19 protein-coding genes and 2 pseudogenes are annotated in these 22754 nt (G+C 63.6%); 9 read left to right on the top strand and 12 right to left on the bottom strand.

Going from position 1 to position 22754, the window contains the following annotated elements; genetic code table 11:
- Window positions 1-170: 170 nt before the first annotated feature.
- Window positions 171-1103 carry a DMT family transporter gene (locus tag J7E36_RS20725; protein ID WP_215007144.1) on the bottom strand — a complete coding sequence of 311 codons (933 nt, stop codon included), beginning with the start codon at window positions 1101-1103 and terminating at the stop codon, window positions 171-173.
- A 108-nt stretch (window positions 1104-1211) separates the two neighbouring features.
- On the opposite strand from J7E36_RS20725, the gene J7E36_RS20730 reads away from it, so the two are divergent.
- A complete protein-coding gene (locus tag J7E36_RS20730) occupies window positions 1212-2003 on the top strand; it encodes an AraC family transcriptional regulator (protein WP_215007147.1) in 792 nt (263 codons plus the stop codon).
- 206 nt (window positions 2004-2209) lie between these two features.
- On the opposite strand, the gene J7E36_RS20735 is transcribed toward J7E36_RS20730, so the two are convergent.
- Window positions 2210-2965 carry an ArsR/SmtB family transcription factor gene (locus J7E36_RS20735; protein ID WP_215007150.1) on the bottom strand — a complete coding sequence of 252 codons (756 nt, stop codon included), beginning with the start codon at window positions 2963-2965 and terminating at the stop codon, window positions 2210-2212.
- A gap of 81 nt (window positions 2966-3046) precedes the next feature.
- On the opposite strand from J7E36_RS20735, the gene J7E36_RS20740 reads away from it, so the two are divergent.
- Window positions 3047-4174 (top strand): cytochrome P450, encoded by a 1128-nt coding sequence (locus J7E36_RS20740; RefSeq protein WP_215007153.1) that lies wholly within the window; start codon window positions 3047-3049, stop codon window positions 4172-4174.
- Between the two features lie 22 nt (window positions 4175-4196).
- On the opposite strand, the gene J7E36_RS20745 is transcribed toward J7E36_RS20740, so the two are convergent.
- Window positions 4197-4538 (bottom strand): FKBP-type peptidyl-prolyl cis-trans isomerase, encoded by a 342-nt coding sequence (locus J7E36_RS20745; protein ID WP_215007155.1) that lies wholly within the window; start codon window positions 4536-4538, stop codon window positions 4197-4199.
- Window positions 4539-4698: 160 nt separating this feature from the next.
- Between J7E36_RS20745 and J7E36_RS20750 the strand changes: the two genes are divergently transcribed.
- A complete protein-coding gene (locus tag J7E36_RS20750; RefSeq protein ID WP_215007158.1) occupies window positions 4699-5760 on the top strand; it encodes a M4 family metallopeptidase in 1062 nt (353 codons plus the stop codon).
- Window positions 5760-6083, top strand: a complete 324-nt coding sequence (locus tag J7E36_RS20755; RefSeq protein WP_215007161.1) for a protealysin inhibitor emfourin — start codon at window positions 5760-5762, stop codon at window positions 6081-6083. Before J7E36_RS20750 ends, J7E36_RS20755 begins: the two co-directional genes overlap by 1 nt.
- Window positions 6084-6087: 4 nt before the next feature.
- Here J7E36_RS20755 and J7E36_RS20760 read toward each other — a convergent pair whose 3' ends face one another.
- Both J7E36_RS20760 and J7E36_RS20765 read right to left on the bottom strand, forming a co-directional pair.
- Complete coding sequence (locus J7E36_RS20760) at window positions 6088-6396, bottom strand: RcnB family protein (protein WP_215007164.1); 309 nt, start codon at window positions 6394-6396, stop codon at window positions 6088-6090.
- Between the two features lie 239 nt (window positions 6397-6635).
- On the bottom strand, window positions 6636-8714 hold the full coding sequence (locus J7E36_RS20765; protein ID WP_215007167.1) for a putative bifunctional diguanylate cyclase/phosphodiesterase: 2079 nt from the start codon (window positions 8712-8714) through the stop codon (window positions 6636-6638).
- A 339-nt stretch (window positions 8715-9053) separates the two neighbouring features.
- Between J7E36_RS20765 and J7E36_RS20770 the strand changes: the two genes are divergently transcribed.
- Window positions 9054-9695, top strand: a complete 642-nt coding sequence (locus J7E36_RS20770; RefSeq protein WP_215007170.1) for a DUF1345 domain-containing protein — start codon at window positions 9054-9056, stop codon at window positions 9693-9695.
- Between the two features lie 63 nt (window positions 9696-9758).
- On the opposite strand, the gene J7E36_RS20775 is transcribed toward J7E36_RS20770, so the two are convergent.
- Both J7E36_RS20775 and J7E36_RS20780 read right to left on the bottom strand, forming a co-directional pair.
- On the bottom strand, window positions 9759-11063 hold the full coding sequence (locus J7E36_RS20775; RefSeq protein WP_215007173.1) for an ATP-binding protein: 1305 nt from the start codon (window positions 11061-11063) through the stop codon (window positions 9759-9761).
- A 4-nt stretch (window positions 11064-11067) separates the two neighbouring features.
- Window positions 11068-11769 (bottom strand): response regulator transcription factor, encoded by a 702-nt coding sequence (locus tag J7E36_RS20780; protein ID WP_215007176.1) that lies wholly within the window; start codon window positions 11767-11769, stop codon window positions 11068-11070.
- A gap of 269 nt (window positions 11770-12038) precedes the next feature.
- On the opposite strand from J7E36_RS20780, the gene J7E36_RS20785 reads away from it, so the two are divergent.
- Window positions 12039-13196: an efflux RND transporter periplasmic adaptor subunit gene (locus tag J7E36_RS20785; protein WP_215007179.1), complete on the top strand. Its 1158-nt coding sequence runs from the start codon at window positions 12039-12041 to the stop codon at window positions 13194-13196.
- 14 nt (window positions 13197-13210) lie between these two features.
- Window positions 13211-16303 (top strand): efflux RND transporter permease subunit, encoded by a 3093-nt coding sequence (locus tag J7E36_RS20790; protein ID WP_215007182.1) that lies wholly within the window; start codon window positions 13211-13213, stop codon window positions 16301-16303.
- A gap of 179 nt (window positions 16304-16482) precedes the next feature.
- On the opposite strand, the gene J7E36_RS20795 is transcribed toward J7E36_RS20790, so the two are convergent.
- The 4 genes and pseudogenes from J7E36_RS20795 to J7E36_RS20805 all read right to left on the bottom strand — a co-directional run.
- A complete protein-coding gene (locus J7E36_RS20795; protein WP_215007185.1) occupies window positions 16483-17670 on the bottom strand; it encodes a pyridoxal phosphate-dependent aminotransferase in 1188 nt (395 codons plus the stop codon).
- A 41-nt stretch (window positions 17671-17711) separates the two neighbouring features.
- A complete protein-coding gene (locus J7E36_RS25630; RefSeq protein WP_435304189.1) occupies window positions 17712-18575 on the bottom strand; it encodes a methyl-accepting chemotaxis protein in 864 nt (287 codons plus the stop codon).
- A pseudogene (locus J7E36_RS25635) lies at window positions 18567-19337 on the bottom strand (MCP four helix bundle domain-containing protein); the annotation flags it as partial. The gene J7E36_RS25630 and the pseudogene J7E36_RS25635, both read right to left, overlap by 9 nt.
- 174 nt (window positions 19338-19511) lie before the next feature.
- A pseudogene (locus J7E36_RS20805) lies at window positions 19512-19762 on the bottom strand (sigma 54-interacting transcriptional regulator); the annotation flags it as partial.
- Window positions 19763-19868: 106 nt separating this feature from the next.
- Here J7E36_RS20805 and J7E36_RS20810 point away from each other — a divergent pair.
- Window positions 19869-20693 carry a helix-turn-helix transcriptional regulator gene (locus tag J7E36_RS20810; protein ID WP_215007190.1) on the top strand — a complete coding sequence of 275 codons (825 nt, stop codon included), beginning with the start codon at window positions 19869-19871 and terminating at the stop codon, window positions 20691-20693.
- Between the two features lie 89 nt (window positions 20694-20782).
- On the opposite strand, the gene J7E36_RS20815 is transcribed toward J7E36_RS20810, so the two are convergent.
- Window positions 20783-21370, bottom strand: coding sequence for a LysE family translocator (locus J7E36_RS20815; protein ID WP_215007192.1), 588 nt, complete (start codon window positions 21368-21370; stop codon window positions 20783-20785).
- A 294-nt stretch (window positions 21371-21664) separates the two neighbouring features.
- Between J7E36_RS20815 and J7E36_RS20820 the strand changes: the two genes are divergently transcribed.
- On the top strand, window positions 21665-22747 hold the full coding sequence (locus J7E36_RS20820) for a bifunctional transcriptional activator/DNA repair enzyme AdaA (protein WP_215007194.1): 1083 nt from the start codon (window positions 21665-21667) through the stop codon (window positions 22745-22747).
- Window positions 22748-22754 lie beyond the last annotated feature (7 nt).

A 22754-nucleotide genomic window follows, 5' to 3' on the forward strand; every position in this document is an offset into this window, starting at 1 on the left:
CAGCTTGTTTGAACGCCCATTGAGCATCGAACAGCTTGAATACCGAAGGCAAAAGCGAACAGAGCTGAAGGCTGCCCAAGGCAGCCTTCAGCTCTGAAAGGTTTTACCGGACACTAGTGACGCAGAGCGTGGGAACGATCGAATGCTGACACTTTTACGCTTCGTTTTGGCTACCCGCGCCGCAATGGCGCCCCTTGCCCCCAGCGCTCGCGAATCCAGCCGTAGCCGCTGACCAGCAAGATACCGCTCAGCACCAGAACGGCGCCGGCAATGAAGTTCGGCTCCAGCGGCTCGTTCAGCAGCCACACACCAAAGCCGATGCCGTACAACGGTGTCATGAACGACAGCACGCCCAGTTGCGAGGCCAGGTAACGGCGCAGCAGCGAAAACCAGATCAGGAAACTGGCGAACGACACCAGCAGCACCTGGAACGCCAGGCTGGCCAGCAGTTGCGGCGTAGGGTTGATCGTCGTCGCTTGCCCGAGGATCGCCGCCAGTGCGATGAGCACGACACCAGCGCCGACCAGTTGATACAGCAGCGTCTGGCTGGCGGGCAGGTCCGTCAATCGCGAACAGCGCACCGTTACTGTGGTCGCGCCCCAGAGCACGCCGGCCAGCAGGCCCATGCCATCACCGAGCAGCGAGCTGCCGTTCGCCGCACCCGACCCGCCACTGAAGGCCACCACGACCCCGGCGAACGCCACGCCGATGCCCGTCCACTGCAAAGGCTTGAGGCGTTCGCTGGGCAGTTTCCAGTGCAGCCCAAGGGCGGCGAACATTGGCGCGGTGTAGAGGAAGATCACCATGTGCGACGCCGTCGTGTGGCGCAGGCCTTCGCCCACCAGCACGAACTCCAGGGCAAACAGCAAGCCCACCAGCAACCCCGGGCGCCAACTGCCATCGGCCAGGGACAGGCGCTCGCCACGGGCCCGCACCAGCAGCCAGACCAGCACCGCAGCGATGGCAGAGCGCAGGCCCAGTTGCAGCATCGGCGCCATGTCGGCAGCGCTGGCCTTGATCGCAACTTGCTGGAAACCCCAGATGGCGCAGAGGCCGGTCATCAGGGCACAGACCTGGCCATCCAAGGCGCGGCGAGTGGTCATGGGAACAGTCCTTGGTTGAATTCGATGAAAGGATTGTCTGCCTGACAGCTTTGCTGGATATAGTGATTACCCGACAAGCCATCCCGGTATTCCGTCAGAGCCGTCGATATGTCCATGCCTGCCCAGCACGTGAAGATCCCGCCGTTCGAAACGGCCCTGCCCGTGCCGATTTATTTTCGCAGCGCCTGCATGCCCGCACATGCCACCTACCCCCGCCACCGGCATGCCTGGGGCGAATTCGTCTATTCCTACAGCGGGGTCATGGAGATCGAGACCGCCGGGCACCATTACCTGGCGCCACCGCAGTACGGTATCTGGCTGCCGCCGGACCTGGAACATGTCGGGTTCAATCGGCATGAGGCCTGTCACTGCTCGTTGTATCTGGCGGCGGAACTGTGCGCTGCGTTGCCGACCGAGGCTTGCGCGTTGACCTTGAGCCCGTTGATCCGCGCACTGCTCGAAGAACTGCGCAGCGACCCGCCGGGCCAGTCGCAAACGCCCGAACAGCAGCGGCTGCTTCAGGTGCTGGTGGACAAGCTAACCCAGGCGCCCCATGTCGGCAGCTACCTGCCCTCCTCCGACGACCCGTTGTTGGGCTCGGTATTGCGGACATTGGAGGCCAACCCCGGCGATCCACGTTCGCTGCCGGAACTGGCTCGCGCCGCCCACACCACCGAGCGCACGCTGATGCGCCGGGCACAGCGGGATCTGGGCATGTCATTGATGGAATGGCGCCAGCGCCTGAAAGTCATCGAAGCCCTGGCCCGGCTCGAACGGGGCCAGACCGTGGAAACCATCGGCCTGGACCTGGGCTACAACAGCGCCTCGGCGTTCATCAGCATGTTCCGCAAGATGATGGGCACCACGCCGGACGAGTATCGGCGGCGGCATATGGCGTGAGCCTGCCTTGATGGCGGCGGTGTGGCGGATATCGCCATCGCGAGCAGGCTCGCTCCCACATTGATCAGCCACACTGGCATGGACCCTTGTGGGAGCGGGCTTGCTCGCGAAGGCGGCGGTTCGGCCAGCATTGGTGTCGACTGACACGACGTCTTCGCGGGCAAGCCCGCTCCCACAGGGTTTCGGGGTGTTCGTGGAGTCTGCGGTCAACGCAATTCCACTGTGGGAGCGAGCCTGCTCGCGATAGCGTCAGCCGGCGCGACATCCCTCTCGACGTTAACGCCAAACCGCCGCGCAATTTCCTTGCGACCGCTGGCGGTCAACCCCAGCGCCCGGCTGTCCCGGTCCTGAATCAGCCACTTGCGTTTGATCGCCACGTGCAGCAACGCCGCCCCCAAGGCGCCGCCCAGGTGTGGACGGCGCATGCTCCAGTCCAGGCAGGGGCAGGCAAATCGGCGCCGTTGGGTGGCGAGCACCTGTACGTCAATGCCCAACCCCTCGAACAACTTTTCGCCCGACTCACTCAGCCGATAACCTGGCCCGTCCACCTCCACCAGCCATCCAGCCTCCAGCAGGCGGTCATGCAGCCGCACGGCCAAAGTACCGGCCATGTGGTCGTAGCAGGTACGGGCAAATTGCAGGCGATCCGGTGTGCGCGAGGTGAAGGTCGGCGCGGCGTCCTGGCCGATCACCATCAACGCCTCAAGGGCCTGGGCGACGCGCTTGTCCGCCAGGCTGTAGTAGCGATGACGGCCCTGGACATGCAGGCGCACCAGGGCCAGGTCCTTGAGCTTCGCCAAGTGGGCGCTGGCGGTGGACGCGCTGACGTCGGCGATGCTGGCCAACTCCGTGCTGGTCCGAGCATGACCATCCATCAATGCACAGAGCATTCGAGTGCGGGCCGGCTCGGCAATGGCCGCGGCCACTTGAGAGACGCCCCGGTCATGTAGTTCTGCGTCCATATTTCGCTCCCCGACGAATCAAGCCATGCAGCGTCTGGGGATAGTAGCAACACTTTCTCCATCACGAACAGGCAGCGCTCCATGGACCCGATCACCGCCGCGACGCACAGCGATCCCTACCCTTTCTACGCCACGTTGCGCAGCGCCGGTGGCCTGGCATTCGATCCCGAACTCAACCTGTGGATCGCCAGCAGCGCCGAGGCGGTGTGCGCCGTGCTGCGCCATCCGGCCTGCCAGGTGCGCCCCACTCACGAGCCGGTGCCCAAGGCAATTGCCGCGGGTCCTGCCGGCCAGGTGTTCGGGCGACTGATGCGGATGAACGAAGGAGACCGGCAGCGTTGCCCGAGGGCGGCGATTGCGCCAGGGTTACAGGACATCGATCCCCATCAGGTCGAGGCGCTGGTCAGGACGCGTTTTCTCAGGGACGGCGCCGCAGGCCTGCACCATGCGCAGTTCATTTGGCCGACCAGCGTGGTGGCGACATTGCTGGGCTTCAACCCGGCGGACAGTCGCCTGGTCAGCGAACTGACGGGGCGTTTCGTCGCCTGTCTGTCGCCCCTCAGCCACGCCACGCAGTTGGACGCCGCACACCGGGCCACCGAGCAATTGATCACGTTGTTCCAGGCGCGGATCGATGCGCGGGACAGCCTTTTGTCAGCGCGCATCTGCCAAGATTTCAAAGAGGCCGATCCGGACGGCCTCATTGCCAACCTGATCGGCCTGCTCGCACAGACCTATGAAGCCACGGCCGGCCTGATCGGCAACACAGTGCTGGCGCTGATCCACCATCCGGCGCTGTATCAGGCGATCAGGAATGAGCCCAAGCAAATCAGCTCGCTGCTGGCGGAAGTCCAACGCTTCGACCCACCGGTGCAAAACACTCGCCGATTCGTCGCCACCCCCTGCGAGATCCTCGGGAGGGTTTTGCACCCCGGCGATGCGATCCTGGTGCTGCTGGCCTCGGCCAACCGCGATCCACTGCTCAACCCGCAACCCGACGCCTTACTGCTGGACCGCCCGAACCGCCGCAGCTTCAGTTTCGGGACCGGGCAGCACGAATGCCCCGGTCAACACCTGGCACTGCTCATCGCCCAAGCCGCGCTAGGGACGATACTCCAGCGAGCACCAGGCCTGGCTCAGTTGGCCTGGCGCTACCGCCCCTCTGTCAACGGTCGCATCCCGTTGTTCAGCGATCCCCCGGCGTTGTAACGTCCTGATCGACCGGCGCCGTTCAATCGTCCCGGGTCAGCACTTCCAACAGCTCGATTTCAAAGATGAGATTGGCATTGGGCTTGATGTGGGCGCCCACGGAACGTTCGCCGTAGGCCAGGTGCGCCGGCACTTTCAGCTGACGCTTGCCGCCGACCCGCATGCCCATCAACCCGATGTCCCACCCCTTGATCACGCGGCCGGTGCCGATCACGCACTGGAACGGTTTGCCACGGCTGTAGGATGAATCGAATTCGGTGCCGTCTTCGAGCGTGCCACGGTATTGGGTGGTGATCAGCGCGCCTTTGACTACGCTTTTACCATCGCCCTGTTGCAGGTCGATGATGTGCAGTTCTTCGTTCATGGAGCATTTCCGTGTGGTTCGAGGCGCGGGTTTTCGCAGAAATCGGCGTGTCTGGCAAGCTTTGCGCCTACCGCATGGTTTGTGCCCCATCAGTGGGGAACCGCTGGAACCACTTCGGTTCACATGGGTATCGCCCTGCCGTTCAGATAAGGATTTTCTGATGTTCGACTCTCGCCCGATTCACAGTTTCATTCCTCCGTACATCCTCAATCGCATCATTGCCCATGGCTCCGAGCAACAGCGTTCCAGCGCCCTCGGCACGCTGACCCACGTGCGCAACCTGCGGCACAACCCTGGCCCGCCGAGCACGCCACCGGCCGCCGCGAAACTGCCCAAGCCGGGCCAGGCCGGGCACCCGCAACGCAGCGTGCATGATGCCCGGAACAGCATGGAACTGCCCGGCCAGCCGATACGCCTGGAAGGCCAGCCGGCCAGTGGCGACCCAGCCGTCGACGAGGCCTACGATGCCCTCGGCGCCACCTATGATTTTTTCTGGAAAGTCCTGGGCCGCGACTCCATCGACAACAAGGGCTTCGCCCTGGTGGGCAGCGTGCATTATGGCCAGGGTTACCAGAACGCCTTTTGGAATGGCGCGCAAATGGTATTCGGCGACGGCGATGGCGAAATCTTCCAGCGCTTCACTCGTTCCCTGGACGTGGTGGCCCACGAACTGACCCACGGCGTCACCGAAAGTGAAGCCGGGTTGGTCTACGCCAACCAGTCCGGCGCGTTGAACGAGTCTGTCTCCGACGTGTTCGGCGTGCTGGTCAAGCAGTTCGTGCTCGAACAGACCGCCGACCAGGCGGACTGGCTGATCGGCGCCGACCTGCTCACCGACAAGATCAACGGTGACGGCCTGCGCAGCATGTCCAACCCCGGCACTGCCTACAATGACCCGCTGCTGGGCAAGGACCCACAGCCGGCGCACATGCGCGAGTTCGTCATCACCCGCGAGGACAACGGCGGCGTGCACATCAACTCGGGCATCCCCAACCGCGCCTTTTATCTGGTGGCGACCACGCTGGGCGGATTTGCCTGGGAAAAAGCCGGCCGGATCTGGTATGAAACCTTGTGCGATAGAAGACTGGCCAACGACGCCTCCTTCAGCGACTTCGCCCGCCTGACCGTCGAGCACGCCCGCCAGCGCTTTGGTATCCGGGAGGTGCAAGCGGTGCAGAACGGCTGGCACCAGGTCGGCGTCGACCTGACACAGGAGAGTTGATGAAAACCCTTCCAGACCTCGATGACAACGCGGTGGTACGGCTGTCACGCCAGGGCGGCGTGGCGGCCATTCACGCCTTGACCCGCCCACGGGAAATCGAATTCGCCCAGTGCGACATTACCCAGCGCACGCGCATCTGTTCCTTGCTGGAAGGTTGCCTGCCACTGGCCGCGCCTGCGCCCGGTCGTGGCGATCAGCGCTTTTTCCAGATCGAGGTGCGCTACCGCGCCAACGACCAGGATGACGAAATGGTGCTCAAGGTGCCTGAGGACCAGGCACCCGGCGAGCTGGTTCACCTGTGGGACAAAGGCGAAGTGCTCTGATGGCTTAACGCGTGGCGGGGGTGATCTTGAGAATCCGACCGGAGGCGATCACCACCATCACGTATTTGTCATTGATCTGCACCCATTGCGAACCCTCGTCCGGGGCTTCGAGGCCCTTTTCTTTCCAGTTCTTGATGGCTTTTTCCGAGCGCTGGTATTCGGCGGGCGTACGGTCGGCTTCCACCAATCGGCGCCCATTGTTGGGCGAATGCTCCACCGCATCTCCGGTGGCTTGCGCCGCTTGTGCCACGGGGCCGAGGGCTCCGAGACCGGCGATCAGGACCAGGCTGGCGATCAGGGGTGACTTGCGCATAGAAAAACTCCAGTTATTCAGGGTACTGAACTGGGACTTCAACGGCGGCAATTCATTCCTTTTTGCTGTGAAGGCTCCCACAGCGGTCTGTGGTAAACAGAAATTTTGTGATCCCCCGACACTGTGGGAGCGAGCCTGCTCGCGATAACGGCGGCACAGCCAACATTCTTGCAAACTGACCCACCGCTATCGCGAGCAGGCTCGCTCCCACCGGTTTTTCAGGGGCCTTTAGATGCGTGTCAGGCCATCGCCACGCGTTTCGCCTGGCGGATGTCGAGGAGGAAGCGCTCGGCCGGCAGCGGATGGCCCAGCAGGTAGCCCTGAAGCGAATCGCAGCCCAACTGGGTCAGGAAGTCCTGCTGCACGTCGGTCTCTACCCCTTCGGCCACGATCCGCAAGCCCAGGGCCTGGCCGAGGGCGACGATGGCGGAGACGATGGCCGCGTCATCGCTGTCGTGCTCCAGGTCGCGGACGAAGCCGCGATCGATCTTCAGCTCGTTGGCCGGCAGGCGCTTGAGGTACATCAGGCTGGAATAGCCGGTGCCAAAGTCGTCGATGGACAGGTCCACGCCCATATCGGACAGTTGCTGCAGCACCGTCATGCTCGCGTCTGCATCGCTCATGGCGGTAGTTTCGGTGATTTCCAGGGTCAGGCTGTTGGCCGGCAGGTGATGGGTCTCCAGTGCCTTGGCGACACTCTGCACCAACCCGGTATGACAGAACTGCAAGGCCGAAAGGTTCACTGCGATGCGCCAGTCGGTGTAACCGAGCACGTACCATTCGCGCATCTGGCGGCAGGCTTCGTTCAGCACCCATTCGCCGATGGGGATGATCAACCCGGTCTTTTCCGCCAGGTCAATGAAGGTGTCGGGCATCAGCAGGCCCTGGGTCGGATGGGTCCAGCGCAACAAGGCCTCGGCGCCTACCGGACGACCGAGGACGGCGTCGAACTTGGGTTGGTAATACAGGCTGAACTGCTGCTGTTCGACGGCGACGCGCAAGTCCTGGAGCAGTTGCAATTGCTTGCGGGCGTTGCTGTTCATCGAAGCGTCGAAAAAGCTGTAGCCGTTTTTGCCCGCGCCCTTGGCGTGGTACATCGCCGCGTCGGCATTCATCAACAGTTCTTCGGCGTTGCAGCCATTACCCGGGTACACCGCAATGCCAACGCTGGCGGAGATCTGCAGATCATGCTCGGCTACCCGGAACGTGCGGCCAATCAACCCGACCTGACGGGCGGCCAGGCGCAAGGCATCGTCGGGCTCGGCCAACTGCACCAGCAATACGAATTCATCCCCGCCGATCCGCGCCAGGGTGTCCTGGCTGCGCAAGTCTTCACGCAGACGCAGGGCCACGTCCCGCAGCAACAGATCGCCCATGTGGTGACCGAAAGCGTCGTTGACCGGCTTGAAACCATCGAGGTCGATGAACATCAAGGCAAAACAGCCCCCCTGCTCCTCCACGCGGTGCATGGCCTGGTCGATGCGGTCGGCCAGCAGCACGCGGTTGGGCAAACCGGTCAGCGGGTCGTGCAATGCCAACTGCGTCAGCTCGCGGTTGGCCAGGGTCAGGGATTGGGCCAGCTCGGCGGTGCGGGCTTCCAGGCGTGCGTCGAGGATCGAGGTCAACAAGGCGATGGCCAGTACCGCCAGGGTGGTGATCAGCACCACATTGTCCAGGCCCTTGCCGCTCAGCCCGTCCAAGGCACCACAGAAACTGCCGTCGCGAAACTGCGCCCCGGCCATCCCGGTGTAGTGCATGCCGACAATGGCGATGCCCATGAACACTGCAGCACCGGCCCGGGCCAGGCGCACGTGAGGGCTATTCTGGCGCAGACGAAAGGCAATCCACAACGCCGCCGCAGAGGCACCGACAGCAATGACCAGCGAAGCCCCGAACAGCGTCGGGTCATAGTCGATGCCCGGCTGCATCTGCAATGCAGCCATACCGGTGTAATGCATGCCACTGATGCCCGCGCCCATGATCAGCGCGCCAAAAGCCAACTGCCATGTTGGCAGACTGGGCTGGCTCACCAGCCACAAGGCAAAACCACAAGACACGATGGCGATCAGCAGCGACAGCGCAGTGATAGAAGTATCGTAGCCAAGCTCCACCGGCAAGCTGAACGCCAGCATGCCGATGAAGTGCATGGACCAGACGCCCACCCCCATCGCCAAGGCGCCCCCACCCATCCACAGGTGCGCCGCGTGTCCCTGGGTGGTGGCGATACGCCCAGCCAGGTCCAGCGCGGTGTAGGACGCCAATACGGCAACAAACAGGGAAATGGAAACGAGCGCGGGGGAATACGTACCAATGAGCATGGAGTGTTCTCGTGACGGGAGAGTCGGACTGCCTCCATGCCCGGTTGAAAGCCGCGATTGTACGCAATCACATTGCAAGCAGCCATCAAAAAGCCATCAGCGGGGAATATTTGCGACGAAAGACATTTCGCCGGTGGATGAGGGGTGGCCAATCTGAATTTTTCCACCTTGGAAAAATGTGGGAGCGACCTGCTCGCGATGGGGCCAGCACCTGCAACAACGTCGCAAGCTGACCCACCGCTATCGCGAGCAGGCTCGCTCCCACATTCAATCGTGCCATAGCCGAATATGCCTTGGCCTGAGCATACTAGGCGCCTATCTCCCGGACAGTGAGCCTCCATGCCCTTTCTCGCCCGCACCCACCCGCGTCTATCCAGCGCCATGGCCGTTGGCCTGGCAGTGGGCATCCTGGTCCCTGCGGACAGTGTCATCAGCAAAATCCTGATCGGCTGGAATGCCGGGGTCTGGATTTATCTGGCGCTCATGTCGTGGCTGACCGTGCGAGCCAAAGCACCGGACGTCAGGCGCATCGCCGAAATCGAGGATGAAAACGCCGGGCTGGTTTTGTTCACGGTCTGCATCGCGGCCTTGGCCAGCCTTGCCACCATTACCTTCGAACTGGCCGGCAGCCGCGACCTGCAGGCCACCGACAAGCTCTTGCATTACGGCTTCACGGCGATGACGGTCATCGGTTCCTGGCTGCTGATCGGGGTGATCTTCAGCGTCCACTATGCGCGACTGTATTACACCTGGGAGGGCAAGGAGCCGGCCCTGCGATTCGCAGAGGGCCTGACCACGCCCAATTATTGGGACTTCCTGTACTTCTCTTTCACCATCGGGGTCGCGGTGCAGACCTCGGACGTGGGCGTCGCCACCCGCCAGCTGCGCAAGATCGTTCTGGCGCAATCGTTGATCGGGTTCGTGTTCAACACGGCGATCCTGGGGTTTTCGATCAATATTGCGGCGGGTTTGTTCGGGTGAGGCTGGAGGGGCCGCTTCGCCATCCGACGGGAGCAAGCTCCCTCGCCACGGGGATCCTATTGATCAGGGTGATGGAGTGGGCAGCCACAGCCTGAACCGCGCCCCGCGCAGTGGCGAGGCTTCCACCGTCAAGCTACCGCCCTGGGCTTCCAGGGCGCGGCGGCTGATGGCCAGGCCAAGACCGAAACCGCCCGTGGCACGGTCGCGGCTGCGGTCCAGGCGGTAGAACGGCTCGAAGACCCGCTCGCGCTCGTCGTCCGGGATGCCGATGCCGTCATCGTCGACCCAGATTTCACAGCCTTGATCACCCACCAGCACGCCGACCTGGATCCGTCTTTCACAATAGCGCATGGCGTTGCGCAGCAGGTTCTGCAAAGCCCTCGCGGTCAGGCGCGGGTCGAGCACGAAACGTTCCAGCGAGCCGTGCAACAACACATCGATCACTACGTCCGGCGCCGCCAGGTCTTCGTCGACACTGCCCAGGATGCTGTCGATGAATTCGTCCAGCGGCACTTCGACCCGTTCGGGCAAGCGCCCGGGGTTTTGCAGACGGCTGTAGGAGAGCAACTCCAGCACCAGTTCATCCAGCTCGCGAATGTGCGCGATGAGCCCTTGCAGGCGCTCGCGACTGGCCGCCGGCAAATCGTCGGACAGCGCCAGGGCCAGGCCGAAGTCGAGCCGGGTCAGCGGCGTGCGTAGTTCATGGGAGACGGCGTTGAGCAGGTCGCGCTGCTGGTTGAGCAGCTTTTCGATATCGCCGGCCATGGTGTCGAACACATGGGCCAGGCTGCCGATGTTCGAGCTGGACGCGATCTGCGTGCGCTCGCCCAGGTGACCTTTGCCGAAGCGCTCGGCGGTGCTCCTGAGCCGCTCCAGATCGCGCCAGTGCGGCCGCAACCAGAGCAACAGGCAGGCAAGCAGCGTCGCGCCGATGAGCACGTTTATGCTCCAGTAAAGCCAGTTGACGTCGGCCGGGTCCGGCGGAACGATCATTTTGACCGCCGTGCGCTCATCCAGCGGCGCGACCGCCAGGGTTCGCCAGGCCCAGTCACCGAGGCGCACCACATTCTCACCGCGCTTGAGACGCGCCTGTTCGGCCGTGCTGAAACCCGGGTCCTCAATGGCGGCCAGCTCGATGTGCAACGGCTCGAATTCCTTGTCCATCTGTGCCGCCAGCGCCGGCCACTGCTCGCTGGGCACGGCATGGAACTGCCTGGCCATCAGGGTTTGCAGGCCACGGGAATGGTCGAGGTTGTAAGTCATGAAACGTTCGTGGAACAAGCGGATCACCAGCTCCGGCATCAGGTAGATCGCCGCGCTGTAGGACACGATGGTGACCAGGTAAAGGCGAATCAGCAGCTTCCACATCGGCTCAGCATTCCCACTCGGAGCGACTGAATAGGTAGCCCTTGCCCCACACCGTCTTGATCTTGCGCGCTTCGCCGGCGTTGTCGTCGAACTTGCGCCGCAACTTGGAGATCGCCACGTCCACCGAGCGGTCGGTGCCGTTGAATTCGATGCCGCGCAGGCGTTGCAGGATCTGGTCGCGACTCAGCACTTCGCCGGAATGACGGGCCAGCACCACCAGCAGGTTGTATTCGCCGCTGGACAGTTCCACCGGTTGCCCGCGCCAGTTCACGGTGCGCTCGGACAAGTCGATGCACAGGTTGCCCATCAGAATGCGGTCATTGGCGGTCTGTGGCTCGGTGAGGCTGCTGCGCCGCAACAAGGTCCGCACCCGTGCCAGCAAGACCCGCGGCTCGCAGGGTTTGGTGACGTAATCGTCGGCGCCCATTTCCAGGCCCAGCACCTGGTCTTGGCTGTCGTCCCGGGCGGTGAGCATCAGGATCGGCAAGGTCGCCGAATCGGCCCGCAGCAGGCGGCAAACCTGCAAGCCGTCCAGGCCTGGCAGCATCAGGTCGAGGATCACCAGATCCGGCGGACTGACCCGCGCCCGCTCACGCACGTGATCGCCACGGGCGAGCACGCTGACTTGATAGCCGTTGCGTTCCAGGTAACTGGCGATCAGCTCGGACAGCGCGGTGTCGTCTTCGACCAAGAGGATGTTGGGCATGGGGTGTATCCAGAATAGTGCTGTGGCGCCTGATCGACCGCCTTCGCGGGCAAGCCCGCTCCCACAGGGTTCACGCGAACTCCTGTGGGAGCGGGCTTGCCCGCGAAGGCGTCATGACAGTCACTGAAGAAATCAAGTTGCCAAGGATATACGCCCCCACCCAACCCGGCGCAAAACCCTTACACAATTTCACACACCCCCTACAAAGCTTTACCGATCCTCCCGCCTCTGCGCCGTAGCATGGCACCGCTCATTATTGGGGATGCACCATGCCAAAGAACTCTCTCGCCACGCTGGGCCTGCTGCTCGGGGCGCTGTCGCTGAGCGCCTGTGACAGCGCCGCGCCGCCCACGGACGAAGCGCCGCTGGCCAGCGTGGCCATCGAAACCATCGAAGCCCGGCCGCTGTCCATCAGCAGCGAGCTGAGCGGGCGGATTGCAGCGCCACGCACCGCCGAAGTGCGGGCGCGGGTGCCCGGCGTGGTGTTGCAACGGGTCTATCGCGAAGGCAGCGATGTGAAGAAAGGCGACGTGCTGTTTCGCATCGACCCGGCGCCGTACAAGGCCGACCTGGACAGCGCCGACGCGGCGTTGCGCAAGGCCGAGGCCAACGCCTTCCAGGCCCGTTTGCAGGCGCAGCGCTACTCGCGCCTGATCGAGGACAACGCCATCAGCGGCCAGGATTACGACAATGCCCGCGCCGCTGCGCGCCAGACCGCGGCGGATGTCGCCGCCAGCAAGGCAGCCGTGGAACGGGCCAGGTTGAACCTCGGTTATGCCACCGTTACCGCACCGATTGCCGGGCGCATCGGTCGGGCGCTGGTAACCGAAGGCGCACTGGTGGGGCAGAACGAAACCACCCCCCTGGCGCTCATCCAGCAGTTGAATCCGATCCATGCCGACCTGACGCAATCGACCCGCGAACTCAACGAATTGCGCCGGGCCCTGCGCGCCGGCCACCTGCAGCAAGTCGAGCCGGATCAGGCCAAGGCCACGCTGATCCAGGACGATGGCAGCCTGTACCCGCTGCCGGGCAAACTGTTGTTCGCCGACATCACCGTTGACCCGGGCACCGGCCAGATCACCTTGCGCAGCGAATTTCCCAACCCCGACCTCGACCTGCTGCCGGGCAGCTTCGTACGCGTGCGCCTGGAGCAAGCCGTCGACCGCCAAGGCATCAGCGTGCCGCAACGGGCCATCCTGCGTGACAGCGCCGGGATCGCCCAGGTGCTGCTGCTCGACGCCGAGCAGACCGTCAGCGTGCAACCGGTAGCGCTGGGCGCGGCGCAGGATGATCGCTGGATCGTCACCCAGGGCTTGAAGCCGGGCGATCGAATTGTCGTCGAAGGTCTGCAACACGCCCGGCCCGGTGAAAAAGTCCGGATCGACAACTCCCCTCTTCCACTTGCCCAGCTCCCTGGTCAGTAATCAGGTCCTTTGCCATGCCGCAGTTCTTTATCGACCGCCCGGTGTTCGCCTGGGTGGTTGCGTTGTTTATCATCCTGGCCGGTGTGCTGGCGATCCCGCAGTTGCCGGTGGCCCAGTACCCGGACGTCGCGCCCCCACAGATCGAGATCTCCGCCACCTACCCGGGCGCGTCGGCGCAAACCGTGGACCAGAGCGTGGTCAGCCTGATCGAGGAAGAACTCAACGGTGCCGATAACCTGTTGTACTTCGCTTCCCAGAGCAGCCTCGGCAGCGCCACCCTCACCGCGACGTTCCAACCCGGCACAAACCCGGAGCTGGCCCAGGTCGATGTGCAGAACCGCCTCAAGGCCGTTGAGTCGCGCTTGCCCCAGGCCGTCACCCAGCAGGGCTTGCAGGTGGACAAGGTCTCGGCCGGTTTCCTGCTGCTGATCACCCTCACCTCCAGCGACGGCAAGCTCGACGACGTGGCCCTCAGCGACTACCTGGCGCGCAACGTGATGAACGAGATCAAGCGCCTGGACGGTGTCGGCAAGGCGCAGTTGTACGGCGCCGAACGGGCGATGCGGATCTGGATCGACCCGCAGAAACTGCTCGGCTTCAACTTGACCCCAGCCGACGTCAACGCCGCCATCGTGGCGCAGAACGCCCAGGTTTCCGCGGGCAGCATCGGCGACCTGCCGGCGCGCCCCACTCAGGAAATGACCGCGACGGTGCTGGTCAAGGGGCAATTGTCGACGCCCGAAGAGTTCGCCGACATCGTGCTCAAGGCCAATACCGATGGCTCGACCGTGCGCATCGGCGACGTGGCACGGGTGGAGATCGGCAGCCAGGAGTACCAGTTTTCCACGCGGCTCAACGGCAAGCCGTCCACCGCCGTGGGCGTGCAACTCTCGCCGGGGGCCAATGCCCTCAGAACCGCAACCCTGGTGCGGGCGAAGATGGATGAACTGGCGCGCTACTTCCCGGCGGGGGTCGAGTACAAGATCCCTTACGACACCTCGCCGTTCGTCAAAGTCTCGATCACCAAAGTGGTGTATACCCTTGGCGAGGCCATGCTGCTGGTGTTCGCGGTGATGTTCCTGTTCCTGCAGAACATCCGCTATACCTTGATCCCGACGCTGGTGGTGCCGGTGGCGCTGATGGGCACGTTTGCGACCATGCTCGTCCTGGGTTTCTCCATCAATGTGCTGACCATGTTCGGCATGGTCCTGGCGATCGGCATCCTGGTGGACGACGCCATTGTGGTGGTGGAGAACGTCGAACGGATCATGGCCAGCGAAGGACTGTCGCCCAGGGAAGCGACGCGCAAGGCCATGGGGCAGATCACCGGGGCGATCATCGGCATCACACTGGTGCTAGTGGCGGTGTTTATCCCGATGGCGTTCATGCCGGGTTCGGTGGGCGTGATCTATCGGCAGTTCTCGTTGTCCATGGCAACGTCGATCCTGTTCTCGGCCTTCCTGGCCCTGAGCTTGACGCCCTCCCTCTGTGCCACCTTGCTCAAGCCGATCAACCCGGGGGAGCACCACGCCAGAGGTGGGTTCTTCGGCGGGTTCAATCGCCGCTTCGACCAGTTGGGTGAGCGCTATCAAGGCTGGGTCGCCTATGCCCTCAAGCGCAGCGGGCGCTACCTGTTGGTCTACGGTGTGCTGCTGGTGGGCATGGGCCTGCTGTTCAGTCGCCTGCCCTCTTCATTCCTGCCGGTGGAAGACCAGGGTTACACCATCACCGACATCCAGCTGCCTCCCGGTGCGAGCAAGAACCGCACGGTGCAGGTGGTCGAGCAGATCGAAGCCCACAATGCCGGCGAACCGGGCGTGGGCGACAGCACGGTGATCCTCGGTTTCAGCTTTTCCGGCAGCGGACAGAATGCGGCACTGGCGTTCACGACGCTCAAGGATTGGTCCGAGCGTGGCAGTGACGACTCGGCCGGCTCGATTGCCGACCGGGCCAACCAGGCCTTCGGTGCGATCAAGGACGCCATGGCGTTTGCCGTGCTGCCGCCACCGGTGGACGGCCTCGGAACCTCCAGTGGTTTCGAGTTCCGCTTGCAGGATCGCGGTGGCCTCGGCCATGCCACGTTGATGCAGGCCCGTGACGAACTGCTCGCCGCGGCGGGGAAAAGCCCGGTGTTGATGAACGTGCGCGAAAGCGCCCTGGCCGAGGCGCCGCAGGTGCAACTGGAAGTCGATCGCAAGCAGGCGAATGCCTTGGGGGTGTCCTTCGCCGATGTCGGCAACGTGTTGTCCACCGCGGTCGGCTCGGCCTACGTCAACGACTTCCCCAACCAGGGACGGATGCAGCGGGTGGTGGTCCAGGCGCAAGGCGACCAGCGCAGCCAGGTGGCCGACCTGCTGAACATCCATGTGCGCAACAACGCCGGGAAAATGGTGCCGCTGTCGGCGTTTGTCCAGGCCAAGTGGACTCAGGGTCCGACGCAGCTGACCCGCTACAACGGTTACCCGGCCATTGGCATTTCCGGCGAACCGGCACCCGGCCACAGCACGGGCGAGGCCATGACCGAAATCGAACGGCTGGTGGCGCGGGGGCCGACGGGCCTGGGGCAGGAATGGACCGGGTTGTCCTTGCAGGAACGCCTGTCCGGCAGCCAGGCGCCGCTGTTGCTCGGCCTGTCGCTGCTGGTGGTGTTCTTGTGTCTGGCGGCGCTGTACGAGAGTTGGTCAATCCCCACTTCGGTGCTGCTGGTGGTGCCGCTGGGGGTACTGGGCGCGGTGCTGGCGGTGTCGTTGCGTGGCATGCCCAATGATGTGTTCTTCAAGGTCGGGCTGGTGACGATCATTGGCCTTTCGGCGAAGAACGCGATCCTGATCATCGAATTCGCCAAGAGCCTGTATGACCAGGGCCATGACCTGATCGACGCCACGCTGCAGGCCGCACGCCTGCGCCTGCGGCCGATCATCATGACCTCCCTGGCCTTCATCCTCGGCGTCGTGCCCCTGGCCATCGCCACCGGGGCCAGCTCGGCGAGCCAGCAGGCCATCGGCACCGGGGTGATCGGCGGAATGATCAGCGCGACCTTGGCCGTGGTGTTCGTGCCGGTGTTTTTTGTCGGGGTGATGAGGTTGGTGCGCAAACAAAACCGCTGATCGACATGGGTCCTGTGGGAGCGGGCTTGCTCGCGAAAGCGGTGGGTCAGCTGGCATTTCTGTTGAATGTACTGCCGTCATCGCGAGCAAGCCCGCTCCCACAATTGATTCCGTGTTCACTGTAAATCCTTGTGGGAGCGAGCCTGCTCGCGATAGCGGTGGGTCAGTTGGCTGAGTGATCAGGCCCGAAGTGCCTGCAGCAGCCCCGCCGTACACGCCGCGATTCGCTGGCAGGCCTGCGCCAGTTGTGTCCGGTCGACCACCAGTCCGATGCGGATGTGCCCTGCCGCGCTGGGGCCGAAGGCTTCGCCGGCCAGCACCGAAACGCCATAGCCCTCCAGCAGGTGCTCGGCAAATCCCTGGGCATCCAGGCCGGTCTGGCGCACGTCGACCATCACGAACATCCCGCCATCCGGCCGCACCGGTTTGAGGCCCGGGCAGTCATCGAGCATCGCGCAGACCAGATCCCGGCGCTGGCGATATTCTTCATGCATGTGCGCCACTTCAGGCAAATCCTCTTCCAGGGCAACCTGGGCTGCGCGCTGGACGAAGTCCGGGAGGCCAAACAGCATGCACAACGACAGGTTGGCCAGATGCCCGGCCAAGGGCTCAGGCCCGATGACCCAACCGATACGCCAGCCGGTCATGGCGTGGGATTTGGACAGGCTGTTGATCGTCGCGGTGCGCTCGGCCATGCCCGGCAGGCTGGCCGGGCTGATGTGTTCGCCTTCGTACAGCAGGTCGCTGTAGACCTCATCGCTGATCAGCCACAGGTCATGCTCGATGCACAGCCGCGCCAACCCTTGCCAGGTCGCGAGCGGCAGGCTGGCACCGGATGGGTTGTTCGGGCTGTTGAGCAACATCGCCCGGGTGCGCGGTGTCACCCGCCGGGCCACATCAGCCGGCTCGACCCGAAAACCGTTTTCCGGGCGCACCGCCACCGGCACCACCGTCGCCCCACAGGCACCGAATACCGCTTCGTAGGTGACATACATCGGCTCGTCAACAAGCACCTCATCGCCAGGGTTGAGCAGGCATTGCGCGACCGCATACACCGCGCATTGCGCCCCAGGTAACACGGTGACGTGCTCGGCGCCCATCGCCTGGCCACAGCGCCGCTGATGACGCTGGGCAATGCTGCTGCGCAAGGCCTGCAGGCCCCGGATGTCCGAATAATGGGTATCCCCGGCCCGGAGGCTGCCCACCGCGGCGTCAACGACGGCGCGCGGTGTATCGAAGTCCGGATCGCCCACCGACAACAGCAGCACGTCCATGCCCTGTTCGCGCATGGCCAGCGCCCGGTCGTGGATCTGCCAGGCAGCGGCGCCATCGCCGGTAATGCGTTGGGTCAAGGCTGAAAAGCGCATGTAAGTCTCCTGATTGCGCGGTATCCAGCCTCAACCCTATCTCAAATCACAAACCGCGCCACCATCGCGTTCAACGCCACTGCCAGGCGCGACAGTTCATGGGTCGCGTCGCTGGTCTGTTTCGCGCCGCTGGCCGATTGGGTCGCCAGGTCGCGGATGTTGACCAGGTTGCGGTCCACTTCACGGGACACCTGGGCCTGCTCTTCCGACGCGCTGGCGATGACCAGGTTGCGTTCGTTGATCTGGTGGATCGACTGGGTGATCTGTTCCAGCGCCACGCCGGCGGCCCGGGCCATTTCCAACGTACTTTGGGTACGCTGGTTGCTTTGCTGCATCGACTGCACGGCCTGCCCCGTGCCGTTCTGAATGCCGGCGACCATCTTTTCGATTTCCTGGGTCGATTGCGCCGTGCGATGGGCCAGGGCCCTGACTTCGTCGGCCACCACCGCAAAACCGCGTCCAGCCTCCCCGGCGCGAGCGGCTTCGATGGCGGCGTTGAGGGCCAGCAGGTTGGTCTGTTCCGCAATGGCACGGATCACGTCCAACACCTTGCCGATATCGCGGCCCTGGACCGCCAGGCCTTCGATCATCGACGCGGTGGTCTGCACATCGTGGGTCATGGTCTGGATCGCGTCGACGGTTTCCACCACGCGCGAGCGACCTTCATGGGCCGCCTGGGTCGACTGGTTCGAAGCTTCGGAAGTAGAGACCGCGTTACGGGCGACTTCCTCCACCGCTGCGGTCATCTCGTTGACCGCCGTGGCGGCCTGCTCGATTTCATTGTGCTGTTGTTGCAAGCCACGGGAAGACTCCTGCGTCACCGCGCTCAGTTCTTCGGCCGCCGCGCCCAACTGGGTGGCGGAACCGGCAATCTGTTCGATGGTCTGGCGCAGGCTGCCTTGCATGTCGGCCAGGGCCTTGAGCAACCGCCCGGGTTCATCCTTGCCATCGTCCGCGATCACCTGGACCAGGTTCCCCCCGGCAATGACCCGCGCCGCCTCCAACGCACGGTTGAGCGGCGTGACAATGCTGCGCGTCAGCAGCAGCGCGAGCAGCACGGTGGCCATCGCGGCAATGACCGACACGATGACAATGCCCATGATCGCGGTGTCATAGTGCTCACCCGCGCTGGCCGAGGCCTCACCGGCACCGGCCACGTTCATTGCGATCAGCTTGTTGAGCTGCTCACCCATCAGGTCGGTGCCTTCCTTGATCCTGGTATTGATGTGGGTACGTAGCTCGTCGGCCTTGTCCTGCCGAGACAGCTCCAGCATCTTCTCCTGGTCCTTCAGGTATTTATCGAGGGTCACGGAAAAAGCCTTGTACAGCTCGGCCTCACCAGCGCTGGTCGGCAGCGCTGCGTAGGCGGCGTTGGCCTTGTTCAGCTTTTCCACCAGGACACCAATACGGGTCTCGGCTTCCTTCAGGCTGGCCGGATCGCGGTTGACCAGAACGCGGAACGAGAGGATGCGCATGCGCAGCACGTTTTCCATCACATTGGACAAGTAGCCGAGACTGGGGACCTGGGTCTGCTCCATCTCCACCGAGGCCTGGCGAATCACCGACATGCGATTGGCGGCGAAGACGCCCAGGACAATAACGAGCAGCGCAATGAAGGCGAAGCCAAGAAAGGCTCGGGGTGCGATATTCAGGTTACGAATGGACATGGGAAGACCTCGGGGTGATGGGGTCGAGCATCCATGCCAGTCAGCGTAAGATTGGATTAATTGTGTGTACGCTTACCCCGTTATCGGCCGGGGTTGAGGCTTTTTACAGGGGAATGTAAAAAAACATTTCAGAAGCCCTTATGGCGGGAGGCCCGCTCGCTATTGCAGACCGGTAATGATGCGCACGTTGACCCGCTGGGATTTCTCCGCCCCACGCGGGTGACTTCGCCTTCTTGCAGGACTCGCAACAGGCTGACCTGGGCCCCGAAAGACATGTCGCCCATTTCGTCGAGGAAGATCGTGCCACCGTCGGCCAATTCGAACTTGCCCGCGGATCCACCACGAGCCGAACCGGTGAAGGCTCCCTCGACATGCCCGAACCACTCGCTCTGCACCAGACCCCGCGGAATCGCCCCGCAATTGAGCCGAGGCCCCTTCCTCCAACTGCCGATGAACCTGTCGGCTGAGCGAAGAGGTAATTGTCGATCGGAGCGAATACACTGCGACAGCATACGACGAGGACGCTGACCGATGAAGCACGCCACTCATGACGCCGCCCCACGCTTCTGGCGCGATGCGGCCCTGCCTTTCATCGAGGCCCGGGCCATCGCCGACGGGCGCAAGGTCTGCTACTCGCGCCACTCCCACGATCATTTCTCGATCGGTGCGATCACCGCCGGGCGCAGCACGTATATTCATGAGCAGTCGAATTTCCAGGTGGCGAGCGGCACGGTGGTGCTGATGAACCCCGGGGCCGTGCATGCCTGCAACCCGATCGACGATCAACCCTGGTCCTATGTGATGCTCTACGTGGAGACCCTGTGGTTGAGGGATTTGCAGCGTCGCCTGGGTTTTGACCCGAACCTGGACTTCCAGGGCTTCGCCACTGCACACAGTCGCGATGCCGAGCTGTTCGCGGCGTTGCAAGGGTTGTATGGGCAACTGGTGGATGACCACCTCAGCCCCCTGTGCAAGCGGGCCGCTGCCGAGGCGTTTTTCACCGATCTTCAACAGCGGCTCAACCCGGCCGGGCGCCCGGACCGGGGCAGCCACCCTGGGTTGATGCGCGCAGCACAGTTTATCCACGACCATTGCACCGAGGCGTTGAAGCTCGAAGACATCTGCGCCGCAGCGAATCTCTCGGCGTCTTACCTGAGCCGCGCCTTCAAGCGCCACTACGGCATGACGCCCCATGCGTTCCTGGTCAACCGGCGGATCCAGTTCGCCCGCCAGCAATTGCGCGAAGGCAAGCTGATCGCCGACGTCGCACTGCACAGCGGGTTTGCCGACCAGGCGCACTTCCAGCGAGCGTTCAAGCAACACCTGGCGGCTACACCGGGGCAGTATCGCGGCTGATACTGGCTGAACGGGGAGCAGGGTTGCCTGTGGCGAGGGATTTATCCCCTCTCCCCATAAAAGCATGCGGGTCAAACGTCCGTGGTGTCTCAAGGCATCAACAAATACACCGCACTCGCCACCAGCAACACCGCCATCACCCGATTGAACAGGCGCATGGTCGCCGGATTGCCCAGCCAGGTGCGTAGGAAACTGCCGGCGTAAGCCCAGCAGCCCACCGAGACGTAGCAGACCACCAGGTAGATCGCCGCAAATTGCCACACCAGCCGTGCCTCGCCGTCAGCCACGAATGCCCCCATACCGGCCACACAGGCCAGCCAGGCCTTGGGGTTGAGCCATTGCATCAGCGCACCGTAGACCATCGAGGGCGCCCGCCCCTCGTCTTCGCCGCCCAAGTGCCCGTTGTCCATCGCCAGTTTCCAGGCCATGAACAACAGGAACGCGACGCCGCCCAGTTGCACCACCCGGGTCAGCCCAGGCCAGCGTTGCAACACTTCATGCAACCCGAGCCCCATCAGCACCAGCAGCAGGACAAAGCCCAGGGTTGCGCCGCCGACATGGCGCAAGGTGGCGCGAAAGCCGTACCGGGCGCCTGAGCTGAGGGCCACGATATTCACCGGTCCGGGCGTAATGGAGGCGACCAGGGCAAACGCCGCCATGGAAAAAATCAAACTCATCGCGATACCTTCTGCATGTCTGTGGGGTGCGATCAGAGTAAGTAGCCCGTGGCAGCCTGTATTGAAGAAAACTGCCTAGCGCCGGGGAGAGTCTTTTGGAACAACGCTTGCTCGCGATTCAGGCGCCTCGGTGACCTGTAGACCGCGTGGGCCGCGTGGGCCGCATCGCGAGCAAGCTTTGCTCCCACGGTGTTTTCCCAAGCGTCCGTCCCTTGAGCATCCGCAACCGTCAGGAAAAAATTCCCTGTCGATTTTCCGGTGGAGCCGTCCCGGACACGGCTCTATGCTCACACCATGAACCTACAAGACTCGCTGCTCCCGCCCCACGCCGAGATGGTCCGCGCCATGCTCGAACGAGACACCGCCTACGAGGGGGTGTTCTTCACTGCGGTCAAGACCACTGGCATCTTCTGTCGCCCCAGTTGCACGGCACGCAAGCCGAAGCCGGAGAACGTGGAGTTCTTCGCCCACGCTGACGAGGCCCTGTCGGCCGGCTACCGCGCGTGCCTGCGCTGCAAGCCGCTGGACGCTGCCGCCATCGCGCCGGACTGGATCAAGGCGTTGCTCAGCGCCGTGGACGCCGAGCCCGACCGGCGCTGGACCGACGCCCTGCTGCAGGAGCGAGGCGTCGAACCGCTGACGCTGCGGCGCTGGTTCAAGCAGCATTTCGGCATGACCTTTCACGCGTACCTGCGCACCCGCCGCCTGGGTATCGCCCTGGGCGGCATCAAGGAAGGTGCGTCCATCGACCACGCGGCGTTCGACTCCGGCTATGAGTCACTGAGCGGTTTTCGCGATGCCTTCGTGAAATCCTTCCACATCACGCCGGGCCGCGCCGCCCACAGCGAGCCCCTGCTGTTCACACGGCTGACCACGCCGTTGGGGCCGATGCTGGCGATGGCCGAACGGCGCGGCCTGGTGCTGCTGGAATTCCTCGACCGACCGGCCCTGACCAAGGAGCTGGACGAGCTGCAGCAGCGCTACGGCTACACGCTCGCGCCAGGGCACAACGCTCATTTGCAACAGATCGAAAGCGAACTGGCTGATTATTTCGCCGGCAAGCTCACGGCATTCACGGTTGCGCTGCACATGCCCGGCAGTGCCTTCGCCGTGCGCGTCTGGGCCGAACTGCAAAAGATCCCCTACGGCGAAACCCGTAGCTACGGCGGCATTGCCGCCGTTCTTGGCAGCCCCGGTGCCAGCCGCGCCGTCGGGCTGGCCAATGGGCAGAATCGCCTGGCCATCGTCATCCCCTGCCATCGGGTGATCGGTGCGGACGGCGCGTTGACCGGCTATGGTGGTGGGCAGCCGCGCAAGGCCTTTCTGCTGCGGTTGGAAAAAGCCGCCCGGCAGGTTTCGCTGCCCCTGGCGTTTTGATCGCCCC

It is taken from the genome of Pseudomonas fluorescens (assembly GCF_018614775.1).
In the GTDB taxonomy this organism is placed as follows: Bacteria; Pseudomonadota; Gammaproteobacteria; order Pseudomonadales; family Pseudomonadaceae; genus Aquipseudomonas; species Aquipseudomonas fluorescens_BY.